This window comes from Flavobacterium sp. GCM10023249 (assembly GCF_042653365.1).
Taxonomy (GTDB): Bacteria; Bacteroidota; Bacteroidia; order Flavobacteriales; family Flavobacteriaceae; genus Flavobacterium.
Genome location: NZ_JBHSHZ010000012.1, coordinates 294,832 through 313,587, shown reverse-complemented (window position 1 = coordinate 313,587; position 18,756 = coordinate 294,832). Strand labels below are relative to the sequence as shown.

Sequence of the window (18,756 nt, the reverse complement as noted above, 5' to 3'; positions counted from 1 at the left end):
AGATACTTAATCTAGATTAAGAAATGACACTTACTTGATTTCCATTGGAACCTCCATCAATAAAACTTCTGCGGCCGAATTTGCTTTGATGCTAACGTTGTCTACATCCCAGATTCCGAAGCCGTCTCGGGTATTCAATGCATGTCCGTTTACGGTTACGTCACCGTTCAATACGAATACATATAAACCGTTTCCTTCTTTCTTGAATGTATAGTCGGTTACAAAATTGGAGTCTAATTTTCCTAAGTGAAACCACGCATCTTGATGGATCCATACACCGGCATCGTCGGCATTGGGTGATAGGATTTGTTGCAAGGTATTGTGACGGTCTTCTTGTTGAAGCGTAATCTGATCGTATCGAGGTTGTACCCCTCTTTTATTTGGGATAACCCAGATTTGCAAAAATTTCACTGCTTCATCCTGATTCTTATTGTATTCGCTATGCTGTACACCGGTTCCTGCACTCATCACCTGAATGTCTCCATTTCGGATTACGGTTTTGTTTCCCATACTGTCTTGGTGTTCTAAATCGCCTTCCAAAGGAATGCTGATGATTTCCATGTCCTGATGTGGATGTTTTCCAAATCCCATACCGCCTGAAACGGTATCGTCATTCAGCACGCGAAGAACTCCGAAGTTCATGCGCTCCGGATTGAAATAATTAGCAAAACTAAAGGTGTGAAAACTTTGTAACCAACCGTGATTGGCGTTTCCTCTTGTATTGGCTTTGTGTACTACGATGTTGTCCATGATTTTTGAGTTTGTGTTTTGAATATGATTGAATCCGATAGGGGTCACTTCGGATTCGGTAGCTTTTTTGGCTAAGGCCGCTCCTGTAAGAAGTGCTCCACTGCCTAAGGCTACTTTTCGGATAAAATCTTTTCGGTTCATAACTTGTTCATTTTGATAGGACAAAGTTAAGACAGGGGTATGGGTGAATCGCTTAATCTAGATTAAGAAATGTTTTTTTGGAGGTACGAAGGTTATGAAGAGCAAAGGGTATAAAATTTTTTGAGAACCTTAGTGGATTAGAGCCTTAGTGTCTATTTCTTCAGCATTCGTGCTTTCATTTTGCTGAAGAATTCTGGAGTGACACCCAAATACGAAGCAATTTGTTTTTGGGGTATGGAATGCAGTAATTCCGAATATTTTTTGGAGAATTTGTCGTAACGGGCTTCTGCGGTGAAGCTCATGTTGTCGATAAGACGTTGTTGGTTGGCTACCAATGAATTTTCAATCAGGATACGGAAGAAGCGTTCCATTTTAGGAATTTCCTTGTACATTTTGTCCTGATCTTCTTTGGAGATGACCAGAACTTCTGCTTCTTCGTTGACTTCAATGTACAAATGACCGGGACGTTGGGATAGAAAACTGTACATGTCGGCAATCCACCAGCCGGTGCAGGCAAAACTCACCACATGCTCCACGCCGTTTTCGTCCATGTTGTAACTGCGCAGTATTCCTTTGGTTACAAAAAAAGAGTGCGTACACACTTCACCTGCTTTAAGAAGAAGCGTTTTGGCTTTGTAATGGCGCTGTTCGGTAAAAGACAAAACACGTTCCTGCTCATCGGGTGTGAGTGCAACGTGTTTGGCGATATTTTCAAGGAGTAAATGCAAAAATTAGTGGTTAGTTTTTCTATTAGGAAAATAAGAAGCTTTTGTTCTAATAGTTTGCTCTAGTTAGAAGGTGTTGACCTTTGTCCATGAGAAAGCATTCTTTTTTGATTTCGAAAACGAGTTCATCAGGGCTTTTCAAATAACCATAGCCGATTGTCTTGTCTATGTTTTCGAAAGTGTCTTCAAAATTAATCCGACAATCGGTTCCATTGTAAACCATTTCAAAACGGGTGTCGTTAATCAGTTTTATTGTATAACTACTTTGGCAAGGTCCGCCGAAAGAAGACAAATTGTTGCCTTCTATGTTTACAGTTCGGCCATCGTCATCTTCACGAGTTGTATTCCAATACCCCTGAAGACTTTCTGAACTAAAATTGACAGTAGTATTTTCAACTGTATTAGTTGGGTTAATGCTGTCGTTTTTTGCAATTTTTTCGGTTGAATCCGATTTTATTTCTGGCTTTACAGTTTCGATTGACTCTTTGTCTGTTGTTTTCTGAATGGTTTTGTCTTCTTTTTCTTTGCCGCAAGAAAGTAGTAGTATGCTAGTGGCAAAAACTAAGATTGTTTTTCTCATAAAAGCAATTTATTTTTTCTTGTCATCAATCAATACAAAACTGGTGGCAACAAATTTATCGTTTTTAATTTCTCCACTTACTTTTGCTTTTCGAATGGTGTTGCACAAACCATTGTGGGCGTGTGCATCTCCGTAGTCGTCAATTTTCATGCCTTCAACATAGTAGGTTCTGCCATCAATTTTTACGGCAAGATCACAGCTTTTGCCATCCATTTCAAATTGGCATTCTCCACATGAAGCTTCTACAACACGATCTTTTAATTCTGTTTTTTCTTGCGCGTTGGCACTAACTCCAAATGCCAGTAACGCTGTGAGGATTAACTTTTTCATTAATTGGGGTTTTTGGGGATTCGATTTCACATCGCCTGTTCGGACCGCAACGTAAGCGGCGTGGACCACAGGAGAGTAATGTAAAGGTAATAAATAAGATGAAAACTAGTTTATTCATGTTATCGATTTGGTCTTACTAAAGTACGTTATTTTCGGAATTAAATACGATTTAATTAAAAAAACCGATGTTCTTGGGAAACATCGGTTTGTATATTAATGTAGGTGATCTTCTTCAATTTCGAATTCGGCATCTTTTTCCCAAATTTCCATTTCACAAGGTTTGCAGTTGAATTTTAATTTGTATTCCAATTCGCCTTGTTTTAATACTAGAGGTTCTTTGAGTTTTTGATCCATATTTTCACGGTGGTATTTTGGACAACGTTCTAATTCGTATTTGATGCAATACTTAGTTGTCATTACGCGTGATTTTCCTGGATCCCATTGCAATTCGAAAGCCTTTTCGATTTCGGTAACGCCATGGCGTTCGTAAAATTTACGAGCGGTTTTGTTCGCAACATTGTAGGTGAAATCCAACTTGGTTTCAGGATACGGATGCGAAGTTTTTTCTAATTGGTGTTCATGACGAACATAGTTTTGTAAACGAATTTCGGAAAGTTGCTCGTACACATTTCTACGCATTTCATTGATTTTTGAAATAGGAAGAAACCAGTTTTGCGAGAATTCAATGGTGATTTCGTCTGCCGTGTAGGGAGTAAAACCAGTTTTAGCCAAATTCACTTTAAAAGTATCTTCTAAAGATTGATTGTTTTTGGTTTGTTCTTTAGGATGAACTAATTGTACAGTGCTTACATTTCCATCCTCATCTGTAGCAATCAATTCAAAACCATTGTCGTTTTCTTTCAATAGTAACGAAGTACTTATTTTACGAACGGCACTATCTTCTCTTTCAACTAATCGGATGAAGGCAGCATCATTGTTACGGTAAATTTCAGTTCCGTTGGCAATTTCCTTTAAAACGTTAGGATATACAATGCCGTTTTCAACTTTATTAACGTAAATTCCCTCTGCTACATTTTCACTGTTGATGAAGCAAAGACCGTCACCATTGTTTAATAATTCCCCATTTTCAATATGGTATGAATTCCCTACGGTTTTTACTAATTTACCAATGTATTGTCCTTTGGACTTTGGGCTTTCCCATGATCCAATCGATTGATGTCTTTCGTTGACAAAATAGTCGGTATAACCACGGTTGAATGTGCGTGTCAATTCTGAGTCAAAAGTATAGGTGCAACTTCCTGAAGAAGATTTGATGTATTTGTCACTGTTTTCAGCCAAGAAAGCATCAAGTTTTTTACGCAAGAAAGAAACATTGTTTTTGACATAAACAACATCTTTTAAGCGACCTTCAATTTTGAAAGAGCAAATACCCGCTTCCACTAAATTTGGAATTTGGTCAGAAACATCAAAATCTTTGATAGAAAGCAAGTGACTGTTTTTTATTAAAGTATCTCCGTTTCCGTCAATCAAGTTGTAGGGCAAACGGCAGTTTTGGGCACAAGAGCCTCTGTTGGCTGAACGTTCTCCATTAGCAACACTCATATAACAGTTACCGCTGAAGGATACACATAATGCACCCGTAACGAAGAATTCTAATTCGACATCGGTTGCTTCGCTGATTTCTTTGATTTGATGTAAATTCAATTCACGAGCTAATACGACACGTTGGATTCCAGCATCGGCTAAGAATTTGATCTTTTTAGGGTCGCGATTGTTTGACTGTGTGCTGGCGTGAAGTGCAATGGGTGGTAAATCCAATTCCAAAAGTCCCATGTCTTGAATGATAAGTGCATCGACACCAATTTCGTACAACTTCCAAATAAGCTGACGACACGTTTCTAGTTCGTTGTCATAAATAATGGTATTGATAACAACAAAAACTTGCACATTATATAAGTGAGCGTATTTTACTAACTCAGCTACATCTTCAATAGGATTGTTCGCGTTGGAACGTGCACCAAATTGCGGAGCACCTATATACACTGCATCGGCACCTGCGTTAATTGCCGCAATACCCGTAATTAAATCTTTTGCCGGAGCTAAAATTTCAATCTTCTTCTTCATTTCTTTAAAAACTTATTTTCGAAGGTTACCGAAAAAATGAGTGCAAATTTCCGAAAAAAAAATAAGGTTTTGAATTTTCAGTCCATTTTTTGATAAAAAGACTTTGGATTTAAGGAAATTACCTCTTTTCAATACACAATTTCAAAGCTATTATGGATTTACTTTTAGTAAAGATGCTGTCTTTTTTGCTTTTTCAACAATTTCGAGAATGGGTGTGTCCAAAGCATCATTAACCAATACGACACCCATTCTTCGGTAGGGTCTTGAGGTTGGTTTACCAAAAAGGCGAAAATCGGTTTTGGAAAGACTAGCCACTTTTTCGATACCGTCGAAAGTTGGGTTGTCTGAATTTTCCGTTGCCAAGATAACAGCACTTGCACCAATTTTTTCCTGAATGATTTCGGGAATCGGAATGCTTAAAATGGCACGTAAATGCAATTCGAACTCGTTGAAATTTTGTGTTTTAGCTAAAGTTACCATTCCGGTGTCGTGTGGGCGAGGTGATAGTTCGGAGAAATAGACGCCTTCATCGGTTAAGAAGAATTCTACACCAAATAATCCGGCTCCACCTAAGGCTTCGGTTACTTTTCTGGCCATGTCCTGAGCTTCCTCAATGTCTTTGGTTGAAACGTGTGCAGGTTGCCAGCTCTCCTGGTAATCGCCGCGTTCCTGACGATGGCCAATTGGAGCGCAGAATAACGTAGGATGATTGTTTTGTGTAACGGTTAATAAGGTAATCTCGGAATGGAAATTGACAAATGCTTCGACAATGACTTCCACTACGTCACCTCGTGAACCTTCCACGGCATATTGCCATGCTTTCTCAATATCGGCTTCCGCTTTGATGGTCGATTGGCCTTTTCCCGAGGAAGACATCAATGGCTTTACCACACAAGGAATGCCTACTTCAGCAACGGCTTTCTGCAATTCTTCTGCTGAGGTGGCGTAGCGGTAATTGGCGGTACGTAATCCTAAATCGTTGGCAGCTAAATCGCGAATGGCTTTGCGGTTCATAGTGAAGTTAGCTGCTTTCGCTGATGGCACTACTGTAATACCCTGTTTTTCGTAATCGTAAAAACGCTCGGTACGGATGGCTTCGATTTCAGGAACGATAAAATCAGGTTGGTGTTTGGCTACGATACGGTCGAGTTCGGTGCCATCAAGCATGTTGATGACTTCAAATCCGTGGGCTACCTGCATGGCTGGTGCATTTTCATAACTGTCGACAGCAATTACTTTTTGTCCGATGCGTTGTGCGGCTATAACGAATTCTTTTCCTAATTCTCCTGATCCTAATAGTAGTATTTTCTTTTGCATTGTTTATAAGTGGTTCGTTGTTTTTTTTGTTTATGGTTTGTTGTTGCGGCCGCGTGAGGGGTTGAAGTGGAAATCCTTTTTTATGGCTGAGCGGAGCAGCAGTATAAAAAAGATTGCAACGAAAAACCCGACCCTTGTGGTCACGCCCTAAAATTAAGAACAAAAAAAGCCCCAAGTTTCCTCGGGGCGTATCTAATTTAAGCTAAAGCTTCTTTGATTCTTCTGATGGCTTCGGTAAGTTGCGCTTCGCTGGCAGCGTAGGACAAACGAAGGCAGCTAGGGTTTCCGAAAGCGTCGCCGGTTACTGTAGCAACATTGGCTTCTGCTAAAAGATACATTGAGAAATCTTCTGCATTGTTAATAGTGGTGCCTCTTAACGTTTTTCCGAAGAACGAAGAAACATCAGGGAATACATAGAACGCGCCTTCAGGAACATTCAATTTGATGCCTGGGATTTCTTTCATCAAGCCAACCACTAAGTCTCTTCTGTTTTTGAATGCAGAAACCATAGCGTTTAATACGCTTGGGTCAGCTTCAACAGCAGCAATGGTAGCGCGTTGTGCTATGGAGTTAGCACCGCTGGTTACTTGTCCTTGGATTTTAGTACAGGCTTTTGCAATAGCTTCCGGCGCTCCGATATAACCGATTCTCCAACCAGTCATAGCAAATGCTTTGGCTACTCCGTTTACTGTGATGGTTCTGTCGAACATTCCCGGTATACTTGCTATACTGCAGAATGTTCCTGAGAAGTTGATGTGTTCGTAGATTTCATCAGAAACGATGAATATGTTCGGGTATTTTTCCAATACCTTAGCTATCGCTGTTAATTCTTCTTTGTTGTAAACCGAACCAGATGGATTACAAGGAGAACTGAACCACATCATTTTGGTCTTGGGTGTGATGGCAGCTTCCAATTGTTCGGGAGTAATTTTGAAGTCGCTTTCAACAGAAGTTGGCACTTCTACAGGAACTCCTCCTGATAATTTGATGATTTCGAAATAACTAACCCAGTAAGGTGCCGGAAGAATTACTTCATCACCGTCATTTAACATTACTTGAGCAATGTTGTATAGCGATTGTTTTGCGCCGGTTGAAACAACAATATTTGTCGGAGCGTATGTTAAATTATTATCGCGTTTGAATTTTTTACAAATCGCTTCTTTCAATTCCAAATAACCGTCAACCGGAGTATACGTGCTGTAGTTTTCATCGATGGCTTTTTTAGCCGCTTCTTTGATGAAGTCAGGAGTGTTGAAATCCGGTTCTCCTAAACTTAAGCTGATAATGTCGATTCCTTGGGCTTTTAATTCTCTTGCTTTAGCAGCCATTGCCAAAGTTTGAGAGGTAGATAGATTGTTAATTCTGTCTGAAAGAAAGTTCATGATGTTGTTAGTTGTTATCTTGTTGTGTTATTGATTATGCAAATTGCGGTTTTTGTCCAAGTTCTTTTAAATGACGGAAATGAGAAATCACTGCCGCTGTCATAGTTTTGTACTCATGGTACGGTAAGTTACATTCTTTGGCTGTTTGTTTCACGATTTCAGCAATTTTACCATAATGGACATGACTGATGTTCGGGAAAATATGGTGTTCAATTTGATGGTTCAATCCACCAGTGTACCAATTTACCAACCAGTTTTTAGGAGCAAAGTTTACTGTCGTGAACAATTGGTGGATGGCCCAAGTGTTTTCCAATTCATTTTCTTCATTCGGTTCAGGAGTAACGGTATCTTCAATTACGTGCGCCAATTGGAAAATGATACTTAAAATCAATCCAGCAGTATAGTGCATGATTACGAATCCAATTAAAACTTCCCACCAAACAATACCTAATACCATAGGAATCACTAACCAGATCGAAAAATAGATGACTTTGGTGATTACTAAAGTAGTCCATTGTATAGCGGGGCTTTTGAATTCACCATACGATAACTTACGTTTTAAATAACGTTTCATCTGCATGAAATCGGTTGTAATAGCCCAGTTGAAAGTTAATAAACCATATAGGAACACAGAATAATAGTGTTGGAATTTGTGGAAACGATGCCATTGCGCTGTTTTACTGAATCGCATGATTCTTCCTGCTTCTAAATCTTCATCATGTCCTGGGACATTGGTATAAGTGTGGTGTAAAACATTGTGTTGTACCTGCCAGTTGTAAACATTTCCGGCAAGAATATAAATACTTCCTCCCATTAATTTGTTCAACCATTGTTTCGAAGAATACGAACCATGATTTCCATCATGCATCACATTCATTCCTACTCCTGCCATACCAATTCCGATTACAATCGAAAGTAATGCATGTGCCCAAAAGGGTAAGTTCAATGTTAGAATTAAGAAATATGGAGTTAAGAATAACGCAAACATGATTACAGTTTTTAAATGTAATTTCCAGTTTCCGGTTCTTTGTAAGTTGTTCTCTTTGAAATAGTTATTTACTCGAGTGTTCAATGTTCTAAAGAACTTCATCGAGTCGGTTCTTGAAAAAGTTGGAATTGTTGTATTCATAATTTCTACAATAAGCGCCAAAGGTAGTATTTAATAAATTGAATTGATACTCATTAACACAAATTTTAACCTCCAAATTGTGTAATTTTGTGAAAAATTTCAACTATGGAAGAAATACTAAAGTATTTTCCTAATTTGTCAGAAGAGCAAATTGCACAGTTTACAAAACTGGAAGAATTATACAAAGACTGGAACGCTAAAATTAATGTGATTTCCAGAAAAGATATTGATGAACTGTATGTAAAACATGTTTTGCATTCGTTGGCGATTGCCAAAGTACAACCTTTTGAACCGGGAGCCTATGTGCTTGATGTAGGTACAGGAGGCGGATTTCCAGGGATTCCGTTGGCTATTTTGTTTCCCGAAACCCGTTTTTATCTAGTGGATGTGATTGCCAAAAAAATTAAAGTGGTTCAGGCGGTGGCTGAAGGAGTTGGTCTTAAGAATGTTAAAGCAGAACAAATGCGTGCCGGAAATGTGAAAGGTGATTTCGATTTTATCGTGAGTCGTGCCGTGACCAATATGCCGGATTTTGTTTCTTGGATTAAAGATAAAATCAAGAAGCAACAAAAGCATGAATTAAAAAACGGTATTCTTTACCTGAAAGGTGGTGATCTGACAGAAGAATTGAAAGATTTTCCAAAAGCTACTGAATATAATATTTCAGATTTCTTTGCCCCCGATTTTTTTGAAACCAAAAAGGTGGTGCATCTTCCTTTAAAATTTAAAGCCTAAAAAATAAGCTCCATTGTGGAGCTTATTTTTTTACTATTCTTTTGCTAATTGTGCCTTTTTCTGTGCTTAAAACAACAAGGTATATTCCACTGTTCAAGTTACTAATAGTGATGTTTTGATCTTCCTTTGTTTTTAGTACCTCTTTTCCATACATATCAAAAAGACGAATCGACTCAATGGATAATTGAAGTGGATTGCTGATTTTGAATTCAGATGAGGTTGGGTTAGGGTAGGTTACAATTGATTTGCTAAATTCATTCTCATCTCTACTCAATAGAACGGTTTGGAACTTTTCTATTGAAGTCGATGTCTGATTGATGGCAAGCAAAGGAACATTGATGTTGAGTAGCGCATATCGAAAAATCAAATAGCCATTGGACGAACTGTAATAGTTGTAATTGGTTAAAGTAGCCGTCCCAACATTGGTTAGAATCCCAGAGCTTAAGTTTAAATTTTGTACTGTTTTTAACCGCGTTACATTGCCTATGAAATCTCTGGCTCCTGCGTTTGTAACTTGTAACGTTCCATACGCATCGACGCTTGAATTGAATGTGCCTTGAAAGGTTCCGCTATTAGTGCCATAGACAAAAGTTCCCGAAACGGGATCGTTGTTGATGTATCCGTAGCTTAGGGGGAATGTTCCAATAAGGGCGTTGTCCGATATGTAATTCAATTCGAAATCTGGACCGTTAAAAGCAGTGAATGTAATTTGATTGCCACTATTTTTGGTGTAAAACCGATTGTTGCTGACTTCAGAATTAACGGTGCTTGTCACTAATAGTACGTTTGTAGTGCCAGGATAAGATGTTGATTCAGCAGAGGTAGGTATGGAGTAGCTGTCGATTGATTCGCCTACTTTTACCAGATCGGTAAAGTCCCACGTTTGATTCGGACCAGCGGTTTGATTGAGAACTGTGGCCGGATCAATAATGTCGAAGATAGAACCCGGAACGCTGTAGTAACTGTTAATTGGGCTCTGTGGCAGTGCTGTTATGGTGAAACCAATAAACAGTAGAGTAATTATTTGTTTCATAACTGTTTGTTTTAAATGGTTCAAATACTACCTTAAATTTAGTAAATTTTTGCCATAAAAAAGCCCCTTTCGGGGCTTGATTTATAACTTGATAATTGGTTTTATACTTCTATTGGTTTCATTTTCAATAACTAAAAAATACGAGCCGGCAGCTAACTGTGAGATGTCAATTTGAATATGGTTGGCATCTATATAATTGGGTTTGCTGTTCAGGATACTACTTCCTCTTGGATCGACAATTTTTGTTTTGAGGATACCAAATGGGATGTTTGATGTAATATTGATTATGCCTTCAGAAGGATTCGGATAAACTTTGAACTCTTGAAGTTGATTCACGTCGTTACTTAATGATTGTTCCACAATAACCGTAATCGGAACTAGGGTTGGTGCCATTCGGCCACAATCATTGGTAAATGTTACTTTGGCATTCCATGTACCTTCATCAATACTTCCATCTTGAATGTTCATGATTACCGGATTGGTACTGCCTCTGGAATAGCCACTTGGATCAAACCATTCTATGGAACCGTTGTATAAATTGGATGGAATTCGTAATTCTAATTTCGAACCTTGTTGTACAGTAACATTTGACGCTGTTGTGAATGTAGCATTGTCATTAATGCTGTATTGTGTAGCTCCATTTAAATCAGGGTTCGCTGGATTCACAGTTAGTGTCACAGGTATCGCTTTTGAGGGATAATTTACCGGAGTTACCATGATGTTGTAAGTTCCAGGAGTTGCATTTGAAACGGTCATTGTGATTGTCCCGTTAGCAGAAATACTGTTGGGACTAAACGATACTGTACTACCCGCAGGTGTTCCTGTGGCAGTAAAAGTTACGGGAGTCGCAAGGCATCCATGAATATTGTTGAAATTGAATGAATAGGTTGCATTGGTTCCCTGACAGGTTCTAAGTGCTCCAGTTGTGTTCACTGCAAAATCGAAATCGGGCTTAACAATCTCACACCAGGCAAAATCAACATTGCCTTGCGTAATGGTAACATGGCCTTCATTAGTTGGAGGCATATACCAATTTTTGAATGGAGTTGTATTTGATGTTGTAGTGGTTACTCCATCCCATGGAATGTCTTTTGTTCCTAAATTTATATTGAAATAATAATTCGGTTGAGGGTTGTTGATATCACCTCCAACATTCAGTCCCATGGCGCTTACTGCAGGAATAAAACTAAATTTATCAGCTTTCATTGCATTAAGGAAGTTCATCAGTACGTCATTTCCGGGAGGTAAAGAAGCAGCAAGTCCGCCCATATCAAATAAACCACCAGGTGACGAATCGACGCCATTACTGTTGGCACTTTGTTTTGCAGTTGCTATAAATGAATCTTGAGTTATCCAGAAAAAGACTTGAGCTTGGATGTCTACATCGACAATAGTTTCCTGTACATTGGCATTAGGCATGTATTCGCAAAATGTAAGTGCTCTGGTATTGATGAATGCAAAAACGTCTCCAGTATCAATATTGGCAGGAGTAGTAGCGGTACCGATAAAATCGAAGCCAGGGTTGATGTCGTTGCCCAATTTGTCTTGGAATTTTGCGCGGTTACCACTTCCGTTGATCATTGAAATATTTCGTGTAGACTGTGGAAAACCTAAAGCGTTCATTCTGTTTTGGAAATTATCTCTAATATTCGGATAGCCGGTTGGAGTTAAAGGTAAACCAGCAGATGGAATAATGGGATCGTCACCTAAAGGAGATTGTGGTCCTGCTAACACATGTGCCTGAAAATGGTCTACCAGCATTTGTTTTGCAGCTGGTGAGCGTAACATGCCGTCAATTAAAGGTTTTACACCGTCAGAGTCGCCATATCCGTATGCGAAATAATTGAATAAATGTTGTAAACCAATTGGTACATTAGCACCATAATGGGGTGAATCAAATGAGATCCATAAACGAGTTTGAGGATTAAGATTGTTTTGTTCCATGAAGCGTAAAGCATATCTGGAAATTAGTCCACCCATGCTCGGACCGATTACAATGTTTTGTTCGGTTCCTACTTTTTGCGCATTCAAAGTTTCCATAACCGTAACCAATGAAAGTGCATTTCGTTCAATGTAATCGGCTCCGCCATCAATAGTTTTTGCTGCCGAATTGATATAGGTTGGGAAATTGACGACTACGATATCATATCCTTCTTCGTTACGGATACGGTCGCCTAAATTTCGAGTAACTCCACCAGCGTCGGTGTACGTCAATAAATTGTAAACGGCTGTTGTATTTCTGGCATCCGATGGGTCAAATCCGTCCACCACATAAATTGGTTTGTCAAAAATCCCATCAGTACTTGTGAAAATTTCATATTCACACTTACCAGCCGATAGGTCGGTTTCTCCGTAAATAGCTAAATCAGGCGTTCTAGTAGCAGTAATTAATGTTGGTGCTCTGCGGAATAATCGCGCTACATCATCATTGGAATAAGAAACGGTTAAATAAGATTTGCGTAGTAATTTTGTTCCGTTGTCAAACGTGATTTCGAATTGGAGTTCTTTTTGTCCTTCTGAAGGATAAGTTACGGCTATACCTTTGTCTAATGCGACTGTTCTAAAGCCTTTCCCATCTCCGAAATCGGTGCTGATATTTGAGATTTTATTTTTGGTTGTATTGACAAAGTAGTTGCTGTCGAAAAGGAAAATTGTGTTGACTCCTTTTTTTCGTACTGTAAGTGGACTGACAATCGTATTGGTGTGTTTGTCAAAAATGTATGCGGAAGAGTTTCTTTTCGCTTTATTGTTTTCAATGGTAAACCATCCTTTTTGGTAAGCTTCTTTACTTGGGACTTCGAATTCGGTATGGATGAGTCCAATTTTTAGAATTTTTCCCGAATTCTCTATTTTCATTTCTGATGCCATGGCATTGGCATTTTGGAACCTCTTTTGAGTGTCTGATTTGCCTAATTCTTCATAGGATTCGAATAGATTGTACATGTTATAGGTGTTCCCCTTTTGACCTAAAACTGTAAATGGTTTAACGTCGGTTAACAGTAAGGAAGTTTCCATTCCTTTTCTGTTAAAATTGTTGAAGTCGACTTTCTTTTTGTTTTGCGCATAAATGTGTGACGCGACAAACAAAAAGTAAACCCACAGGTACTTTTGTTTCATGATGTGTTTTTTGTTGGTTAGTTTGTTTTTGTAAGAAATTTATATGCATGCATAATAAATTCTCATTACAAATTACAAATAATTTCCAAATACACAAATTTTTAACAAAATTAGAGTCTAATTTACAATGTAAAGCTTATTGGTGAGTGTGCTTTTGGTTTTATTGCTCTTTAGAAGCGTATAGTAACTACTTTTTGGATCAGTTGAAATTTGAGGATGTTTAACAATAGCATTCCTGATTTTTCAATCGAATTGAAGTTTTCTTTAGGTGTGATTATTTCACACTTTCAACTGTCCAATGAAAACTGTTTTTTAATGCATTGTAATTAGGTTTGATTTTAATGCACTTTATTGTTTTGTTTTCATTGTTGAGGTATAAATTGTTTTGTATCGTTTTATAATGGAAAGTTTCAGTAGAAAATGAATAATCAGTGAGTGTGATTTTCTTTTCTTTTTCGTTGACGGAATATTTAAAATCAATTAAAGAATCATTTTGCAATTGAAAAATGAGGTAGTCATCTTTATGGAAAAATAATTTTTTTATACTATTCGAATTTTGAATGACATAAACACCTTCGAACGGCTTCTTTTGATCTTTTACAGAGAACGAAGGATAAACGCATTCGAAAAAAAGTAGTAGTACTAAAAAGAAACCAAAGAACAATGATTTGGGTGTAAGGTTTATTCTATCTTTAAATATATTGGATATATCTTTTTTGAAAATTGGATACAAAAGATACAGGCATAGTAATGTGAGAAAAGCTGAAAATAATTTAACAGAGATGTCAAATGTGAGATTAACTGCAACAATATTGATTAATACACTCAAGGTTAGGTATAAACCCACTTTTTGAGTTCTTTTTGAGAGTAAAAGTAGTCCGCTAAGTATTTCGATTAGGCCAAGAAATAATTGGTAGTTTGGGGTTGTTCCAATCACAGACCAATATAAAATGTCAGTATCTAAATTTCCCATCGGTGTGGCCAAAATATTAGGTTCCGGTGTATAAAACTGTTTCAGAAAAATTTTACTGAATCCATATTTTACTAGATGAAGCGAAAGGTAAAAAGTAAGGAGCCAGTCAAAATATTTGGATTGGAGTATTTTGGGAATTTGTTTTTTAAATGTAAAACCGATGCAAAGACTTGAAAACAATAATGTAATAAATAGCGCGTACATTAGTATGGAATCCGATTGAATTTCAGGAATTACATATTCGAAATAATGAGTGGCATTTACAGCTTTGTAAAGTAGTTTGCCTATGGTATTTTGGATAAAAGTATAATGAAAATAGAATGCCTCATATGGAAAAGGAATGAATAGAATTCCTAATCCTAAAAAAAGCCCAATAACGGATTTTAAAAAGGAATTATTTGTCAATTTGATCAATAATTATTGCTCTTGAGGTAGTATTGTTTGACCAAAGTTGGTATTCACTGCCTAAAACTTTAACGGTTATGTAAATTGGGATACTGCCTTCGCTTTTGTTGTTTTTCTTTTCAGTATTGTCAAATACAAGATAGTTGCGTTTCCCTTTTTCAAGGGTAACTTTTAAAGGTGTTGACGCTGAATATTTTTTTTGGGTAGTGATAAGTTTTTGATTAAGATAAATTTTGAAATTGCTCTTTGGTATATTGGTTAAAATAATTTCTATGGTTTGTTCAGAAGTTTTTTTTTCAGTTTCATAAGAAACATTGATTGTTTTATCCGCTACATCTTTTGAAATAGATTTTTTTTCATCATTCGTCAATGTTTTTTTGGTGGGAATTCCAAAATTAGAGTTGGGTGAATTGAATAATTCCGATTGTAAACTTTTCACAAATTTCTTAGTGTTGCCACTATGACTTTTGAATGCAACCAACTTGGTTTGTGAGAAAGTTGTTGTATTTAAAAATAGACTTAAAAGAAGTATTAATTTGTTCATTGTAATTGACTAAGAAGTATAAATGTAAAAAAAATCCATCCCAAACAGGATGGATTTTTTGTTAAAGTTTTTATTGTTTTAAAAACGGATATCTATAATCTACTGGAGTCACAAAAGTTTCTTTAATAGTTCTAGGAGAAACCCAACGTAATAAATTTTGTGCAGAACCTGCTTTATCGTTCGTTCCTGATGCTCTTGCACCACCAAAAGGTTGTTGACCGACAACAGCTCCCGTTGGTTTGTCATTGATATAGAAGTTTCCGGCACTGTTTTGTAAAGCTACAGTAGCTTCTTCAATAGCATAACGATCCTGACTGAAAATTGCACCAGTTAAAGCGTATTCGGAAGTTGAATCTACTAATTGTAGTGTTTCACTGAATTTTTCATCTTCGTAAACATAAACAGTTAAAACTGGTCCGAAAAGTTCCGTTTCCATAGTTGTGTACTTTGGATTTGTCGTTAAGATCACTGTTGGTTGAATGAAATATCCTTTCGATTTGTCATAACCACCTCCGAAAATTACTTCAGCATCTGCATCATTTTTTGCTTGGTCGATATATTTTGCTAATTTATCAAATGAACCTTCGTGAATCACTGCGGTTACAAAGTTTGAAAAATCTTGAGGTGAACCTTGTTTGATTGTCGCCAATTCTGCTGCCATTTCTTCTTTGATTGCTGGCCATAAGCTTTTTGGATAATAAGCTCTAGAGGCAGCTGAACATTTTTGTCCTTGGAATTCGAAAGCACCACGAATACTGTTGGCAACGACTTGTTTTACATTGGCTGATGGGTGAACCATAATGAAATCTTTTCCTCCGGTCTCACCTACAATTCTTGGGTAGGTTTTGTAGGTATGAATATTTTCGCCAATTTTTTTCCAAATTTCTTTGAACACGAAAGTTGATCCAGTATAGTGGATTCCTGAGAAATCAGGTGATGCTAAAACTGTATCAGTAATCATGACAGGATCTCCGAAAACTACATTGATTACGCCGTCTGGGACACCTGCTTCTTTGAATACATCGATGATTACTTTAGCAGAGAAAACCTGGCTATCTGAAGGCTTCCAGATAACTACGTTACCCATCATTGCGGCACTTGCAGGCAAGTTAGCAGCAATAGCGGTAAAGTTAAATGGAGTGATGGCATAAACAAATCCTTCTAATGGGCGGTATTCTACACGATTCCACATGTCTGAATTTGATGTAGGTTGGTCCTGATAAATTTGTGTCATGAATTCTACGTTGAAACGTAAGAAGTCAATCAATTCACATGCAGCATCAATTTCTGCCTGATGAATTGTTTTGGATTGAGCAATCATGGTTGCCGCGTTGATTTTAGCACGGTACGGACCAGCAATCAATTCAGCTGCTTTTAAGAAAATAGCAGCTCTTTGTTCCCAAGCCATGTTAGCCCATTTAGTACGGCTTTCCAACGCATTAGCAATTGCTTTTTCTACGTGTGTTTTTTCAGCTAAATGATAGGTTCCCACAATATGTTGGTGGTCGTGTGGTGCCGACATGGTTCTGGTATTTCCGGTGCGAATTTCTTCGCTGCCAATGTACAATGGAACATCAATAGGTGAGTTCCATAATGCAGCGTAAGCTTCGTGCACCGCATCTCTTTCAGGAGAATCCGGAGCATATGATTTTACAGGTTCGTTAACCGCTTTCGGTACGTTAAAAAATCCTTTTAGCATTTTTATGATTGTTAAATAGTTAGACTAATTGAAATTAAATCGTCACAAAAGTACAAAGGAAAAACAGATTAATTTATAAAGTAATCACAAATTAATTCAATGCAAAAGGAGCGCTAAGTTTAAAAGGTGGAATAATAACCTGAAACGATTTTGTAGAGGTAAAATTTATCATACTGAAATATCCTTGCATGGTTCCAAATGGTGCACAAAGTAAGCATCCAGAACTGTAAGTGTGTACTTCTCCGGGTTTTAATACCGGTTTTTTGCCTACCACTCCTTCGCCGTCAACGGTCTCCATATGATTAAGTGCATCGAATATTTCCCAATGACGGGCCATCAGTTGTACTGAATCTTTACTGTGATTCTCAATGGAAATATGATAACTGAAAGCAAAGTGCATCTTATGATTTTTGAAGTAAGTGCCTTCAAAAGTCGTCATAACCGAAATTTTAATACCTTGTGTAATTTGCGTTACCATACCTAATTTCCTGAGGGATATACAAATTTAGAAATTTTATAAAAATAATTGTTTGCAATTCCTGTTAATTTTTTAGTTGGTAATGTTAATAGAAGAAGCTTCACCTTTTCCAATGACTCTATCGTATCTTTCGCCATTGGCTCTATAGTAGATGAAGGCATTGTAAATGTTTTCTGTTTCGTAAAAATTACCATCAATTGCGTTTTTTTCGTCAATTGAATTGTTTTTCAATAGTGTGTAGCTGTAGTTGTTAAAACCTTGTTTGATTAAAATGGCTTTTTCGAAAATCCCTTTTTCTACATTATAATCCATTTTGTATTCGTTTGTCAAAGCATAATTATTGAACATTCCGCTTACATAAATGTTGGAATTGGCTTGGTATTCTGGAGCAAAAAGCGAAAAATACATCCAGGCATAGTCCGACTGTACATCGCTGTTTTCGGCAATAAGATTTCGGTTTAAAAAACCACCATTGATGTCAGGGAAGAAGGTGTAGCCTTTGTTCTTTCTTGCGGAATCAGTATACAAATAAGCGCTGTACAAACCGCTGTTGGAATCTACTTTTTGAATAGTATTAGTGGGAACTCTTACTTCTTTGTTGTCGAAATTCAAATATTCGTTTCCAGCATAAAACTGAGTTTCGGTATTGTATCGGAATATCAGATCGTTTCCTATTGTATATTGAGGTTTAATATTGACAATCGTATTGTTCCATTTGCCGTTTTGGAATAAAATGATTTTCACATTTTGATTGGGCGATTGGAATAGGATATTTTGTGATTTTACTGTGAATTCCACATTGTGTTTTTCTTTGATGTCAACAATGTTTCTCGAGCGTTTGATTTGCATTGGAACGTCTACTAATTCTTCGTAAATGATGAACTTTTTCGAAAACACCAATTCGCGATTATTGTTAAATATGGAAACGAGATAATTCCCGCTTCGGGTTAATTGAAAGAAATTATTGGGAAAATTCAAACGATAATGTGAGTACAGTTGCAAGGTGTTGAACGAATTTTCATAATCCTGAACGCGTTGATTGTCTGTTCCGGTAAGGTATTCGGCTTTGGCTAATTCAGAAGGTGTCCAATTGTAATTGTGATGAGTTATTGTAAAGTAATAATCTTCCTCATTGCCATACAAATCATCAAAAGTCAGCTGGAAAGAATCGCCCAATCGGAAAAAGGGAAAAACATTACCAACTCCTTGATTGAAACTAATAGTTTTGATGTGAAAAGGCGGTTGGGTTTCTTCAACTGATTGCGCACGCAAATTGATGCTAAAAGCGCCTATTAAAAATAATACTATGGAAATTTTGCGAATCATATTTTAA

16 protein-coding genes are annotated in these 18,756 nt (G+C 37.4%); 1 reads left to right on the top strand and 15 read right to left on the bottom strand.

Annotated elements, in window-relative coordinates; translation table 11 throughout:
- Positions 1 to 30: 30 nt before the first annotated feature.
- The 8 genes from ACFO7M_RS12180 to ACFO7M_RS12145 all read right to left on the bottom strand — a co-directional run bounded on the left by ACFO7M_RS12180 (position 31) and on the right by ACFO7M_RS12145 (position 8,439).
- On the bottom strand, positions 31 to 750 hold the full coding sequence (locus ACFO7M_RS12180; RefSeq protein WP_379736053.1) for a pirin family protein: 720 nt from the start codon (positions 748 to 750) through the stop codon (positions 31 to 33).
- Positions 751 to 1,043: 293 nt separating this feature from the next.
- Complete coding sequence (locus ACFO7M_RS12175; RefSeq protein WP_379735902.1) at positions 1,044 to 1,619, bottom strand: Crp/Fnr family transcriptional regulator; 576 nt, start codon at positions 1,617 to 1,619, stop codon at positions 1,044 to 1,046.
- 46 nt (positions 1,620 to 1,665) lie between these two features.
- Positions 1,666 to 2,196, bottom strand: a complete 531-nt coding sequence (locus ACFO7M_RS12170; RefSeq protein ID WP_379735900.1) for a hypothetical protein — start codon at positions 2,194 to 2,196, stop codon at positions 1,666 to 1,668.
- Between the two features lie 9 nt (positions 2,197 to 2,205).
- A complete protein-coding gene (locus tag ACFO7M_RS12165; protein ID WP_379735898.1) occupies positions 2,206 to 2,526 on the bottom strand; it encodes a DUF6370 family protein in 321 nt (106 codons plus the stop codon).
- 213 nt (positions 2,527 to 2,739) lie between these two features.
- Positions 2,740 to 4,611 (bottom strand): peptidase U32 family protein, encoded by a 1,872-nt coding sequence (locus ACFO7M_RS12160; RefSeq protein ID WP_379735896.1) that lies wholly within the window; start codon positions 4,609 to 4,611, stop codon positions 2,740 to 2,742.
- Between the two features lie 150 nt (positions 4,612 to 4,761).
- Complete coding sequence (gene purT, locus ACFO7M_RS12155; protein WP_379735894.1) at positions 4,762 to 5,928, bottom strand: formate-dependent phosphoribosylglycinamide formyltransferase; 1,167 nt, start codon at positions 5,926 to 5,928, stop codon at positions 4,762 to 4,764.
- Positions 5,929 to 6,125: 197 nt separating this feature from the next.
- Entirely contained in the window at positions 6,126 to 7,310 is a 1,185-nt protein-coding gene (locus tag ACFO7M_RS12150; RefSeq protein ID WP_379735892.1) for a pyridoxal phosphate-dependent aminotransferase, read from the bottom strand.
- A 34-nt stretch (positions 7,311 to 7,344) separates the two neighbouring features.
- On the bottom strand, positions 7,345 to 8,439 hold the full coding sequence (locus tag ACFO7M_RS12145; protein WP_379735890.1) for a fatty acid desaturase family protein: 1,095 nt from the start codon (positions 8,437 to 8,439) through the stop codon (positions 7,345 to 7,347).
- Positions 8,440 to 8,544: 105 nt separating this feature from the next.
- Here ACFO7M_RS12145 and rsmG point away from each other — a divergent pair, with 105 nt between their 5' ends.
- A complete protein-coding gene (rsmG, locus tag ACFO7M_RS12140) occupies positions 8,545 to 9,174 on the top strand; it encodes a 16S rRNA (guanine(527)-N(7))-methyltransferase RsmG (RefSeq protein ID WP_379716556.1) in 630 nt (209 codons plus the stop codon).
- A gap of 22 nt (positions 9,175 to 9,196) precedes the next feature.
- Here the strand turns inward: rsmG and ACFO7M_RS12135 are convergent, their stop codons facing one another.
- The 7 genes from ACFO7M_RS12135 to ACFO7M_RS12105 form a co-directional block, all read right to left on the bottom strand.
- Entirely contained in the window at positions 9,197 to 10,207 is a 1,011-nt protein-coding gene (locus tag ACFO7M_RS12135) for a T9SS type A sorting domain-containing protein (RefSeq protein WP_379716553.1), read from the bottom strand.
- 81 nt (positions 10,208 to 10,288) lie between these two features.
- Positions 10,289 to 13,324, bottom strand: a complete 3,036-nt coding sequence (locus ACFO7M_RS12130) for a T9SS type A sorting domain-containing protein (protein WP_379735888.1) — start codon at positions 13,322 to 13,324, stop codon at positions 10,289 to 10,291.
- Positions 13,325 to 13,598: 274 nt separating this feature from the next.
- Complete coding sequence (locus ACFO7M_RS12125; protein WP_379735886.1) at positions 13,599 to 14,711, bottom strand: hypothetical protein; 1,113 nt, start codon at positions 14,709 to 14,711, stop codon at positions 13,599 to 13,601.
- Positions 14,692 to 15,246, bottom strand: coding sequence for a hypothetical protein (locus ACFO7M_RS12120; protein WP_379735885.1), 555 nt, complete (start codon positions 15,244 to 15,246; stop codon positions 14,692 to 14,694). Before ACFO7M_RS12120 ends, ACFO7M_RS12125 begins: the two co-directional genes overlap by 20 nt.
- Positions 15,247 to 15,316: 70 nt before the next feature.
- Positions 15,317 to 16,945, bottom strand: a complete 1,629-nt coding sequence (gene pruA, locus ACFO7M_RS12115) for an L-glutamate gamma-semialdehyde dehydrogenase (RefSeq protein ID WP_379735883.1) — start codon at positions 16,943 to 16,945, stop codon at positions 15,317 to 15,319.
- A 91-nt stretch (positions 16,946 to 17,036) separates the two neighbouring features.
- On the bottom strand, positions 17,037 to 17,423 hold the full coding sequence (apaG, locus tag ACFO7M_RS12110) for a Co2+/Mg2+ efflux protein ApaG (protein ID WP_379716538.1): 387 nt from the start codon (positions 17,421 to 17,423) through the stop codon (positions 17,037 to 17,039).
- Between the two features lie 72 nt (positions 17,424 to 17,495).
- Positions 17,496 to 18,749, bottom strand: coding sequence for a DUF5103 domain-containing protein (locus ACFO7M_RS12105; protein WP_379735881.1), 1,254 nt, complete (start codon positions 18,747 to 18,749; stop codon positions 17,496 to 17,498).
- Positions 18,750 to 18,756 lie beyond the last annotated feature (7 nt).

Excerpts from the sequence above, each read along its gene's own strand:
- ACFO7M_RS12180 (WP_379736053.1), bottom strand. The coding sequence starts at position 750 with ATGGACAACATCGTAGTACACAAAGCCAATACAAGAGGAAACGCCAAT.
- ACFO7M_RS12170 (WP_379735900.1), bottom strand. The coding sequence starts at position 2,196 with ATGAGAAAAACAATCTTAGTTTTTGCCACTAGCATACTACTACTTTCT.
- ACFO7M_RS12165 (WP_379735898.1), bottom strand. The coding sequence starts at position 2,526 with ATGAAAAAGTTAATCCTCACAGCGTTACTGGCATTTGGAGTTAGTGCC.
- ACFO7M_RS12160 (WP_379735896.1), bottom strand. The coding sequence starts at position 4,611 with ATGAAGAAGAAGATTGAAATTTTAGCTCCGGCAAAAGATTTAATTACG.
- purT (WP_379735894.1), bottom strand. The coding sequence starts at position 5,928 with ATGCAAAAGAAAATACTACTATTAGGATCAGGAGAATTAGGAAAAGAA.
- ACFO7M_RS12150 (WP_379735892.1), bottom strand. The coding sequence starts at position 7,310 with ATGAACTTTCTTTCAGACAGAATTAACAATCTATCTACCTCTCAAACT.
- ACFO7M_RS12145 (WP_379735890.1), bottom strand. The coding sequence starts at position 8,439 with ATGAATACAACAATTCCAACTTTTTCAAGAACCGACTCGATGAAGTTC.
- rsmG (WP_379716556.1), top strand. The coding sequence starts at position 8,545 with ATGGAAGAAATACTAAAGTATTTTCCTAATTTGTCAGAAGAGCAAATT.
- ACFO7M_RS12135 (WP_379716553.1), bottom strand. The coding sequence starts at position 10,207 with ATGAAACAAATAATTACTCTACTGTTTATTGGTTTCACCATAACAGCA.
- ACFO7M_RS12130 (WP_379735888.1), bottom strand. The coding sequence starts at position 13,324 with ATGAAACAAAAGTACCTGTGGGTTTACTTTTTGTTTGTCGCGTCACAC.
- ACFO7M_RS12120 (WP_379735885.1), bottom strand. The coding sequence starts at position 15,246 with ATGAACAAATTAATACTTCTTTTAAGTCTATTTTTAAATACAACAACT.
- pruA (WP_379735883.1), bottom strand. The coding sequence starts at position 16,945 with ATGCTAAAAGGATTTTTTAACGTACCGAAAGCGGTTAACGAACCTGTA.
- apaG (WP_379716538.1), bottom strand. The coding sequence starts at position 17,423 with ATGGTAACGCAAATTACACAAGGTATTAAAATTTCGGTTATGACGACT.
- ACFO7M_RS12105 (WP_379735881.1), bottom strand. The coding sequence starts at position 18,749 with ATGATTCGCAAAATTTCCATAGTATTATTTTTAATAGGCGCTTTTAGC.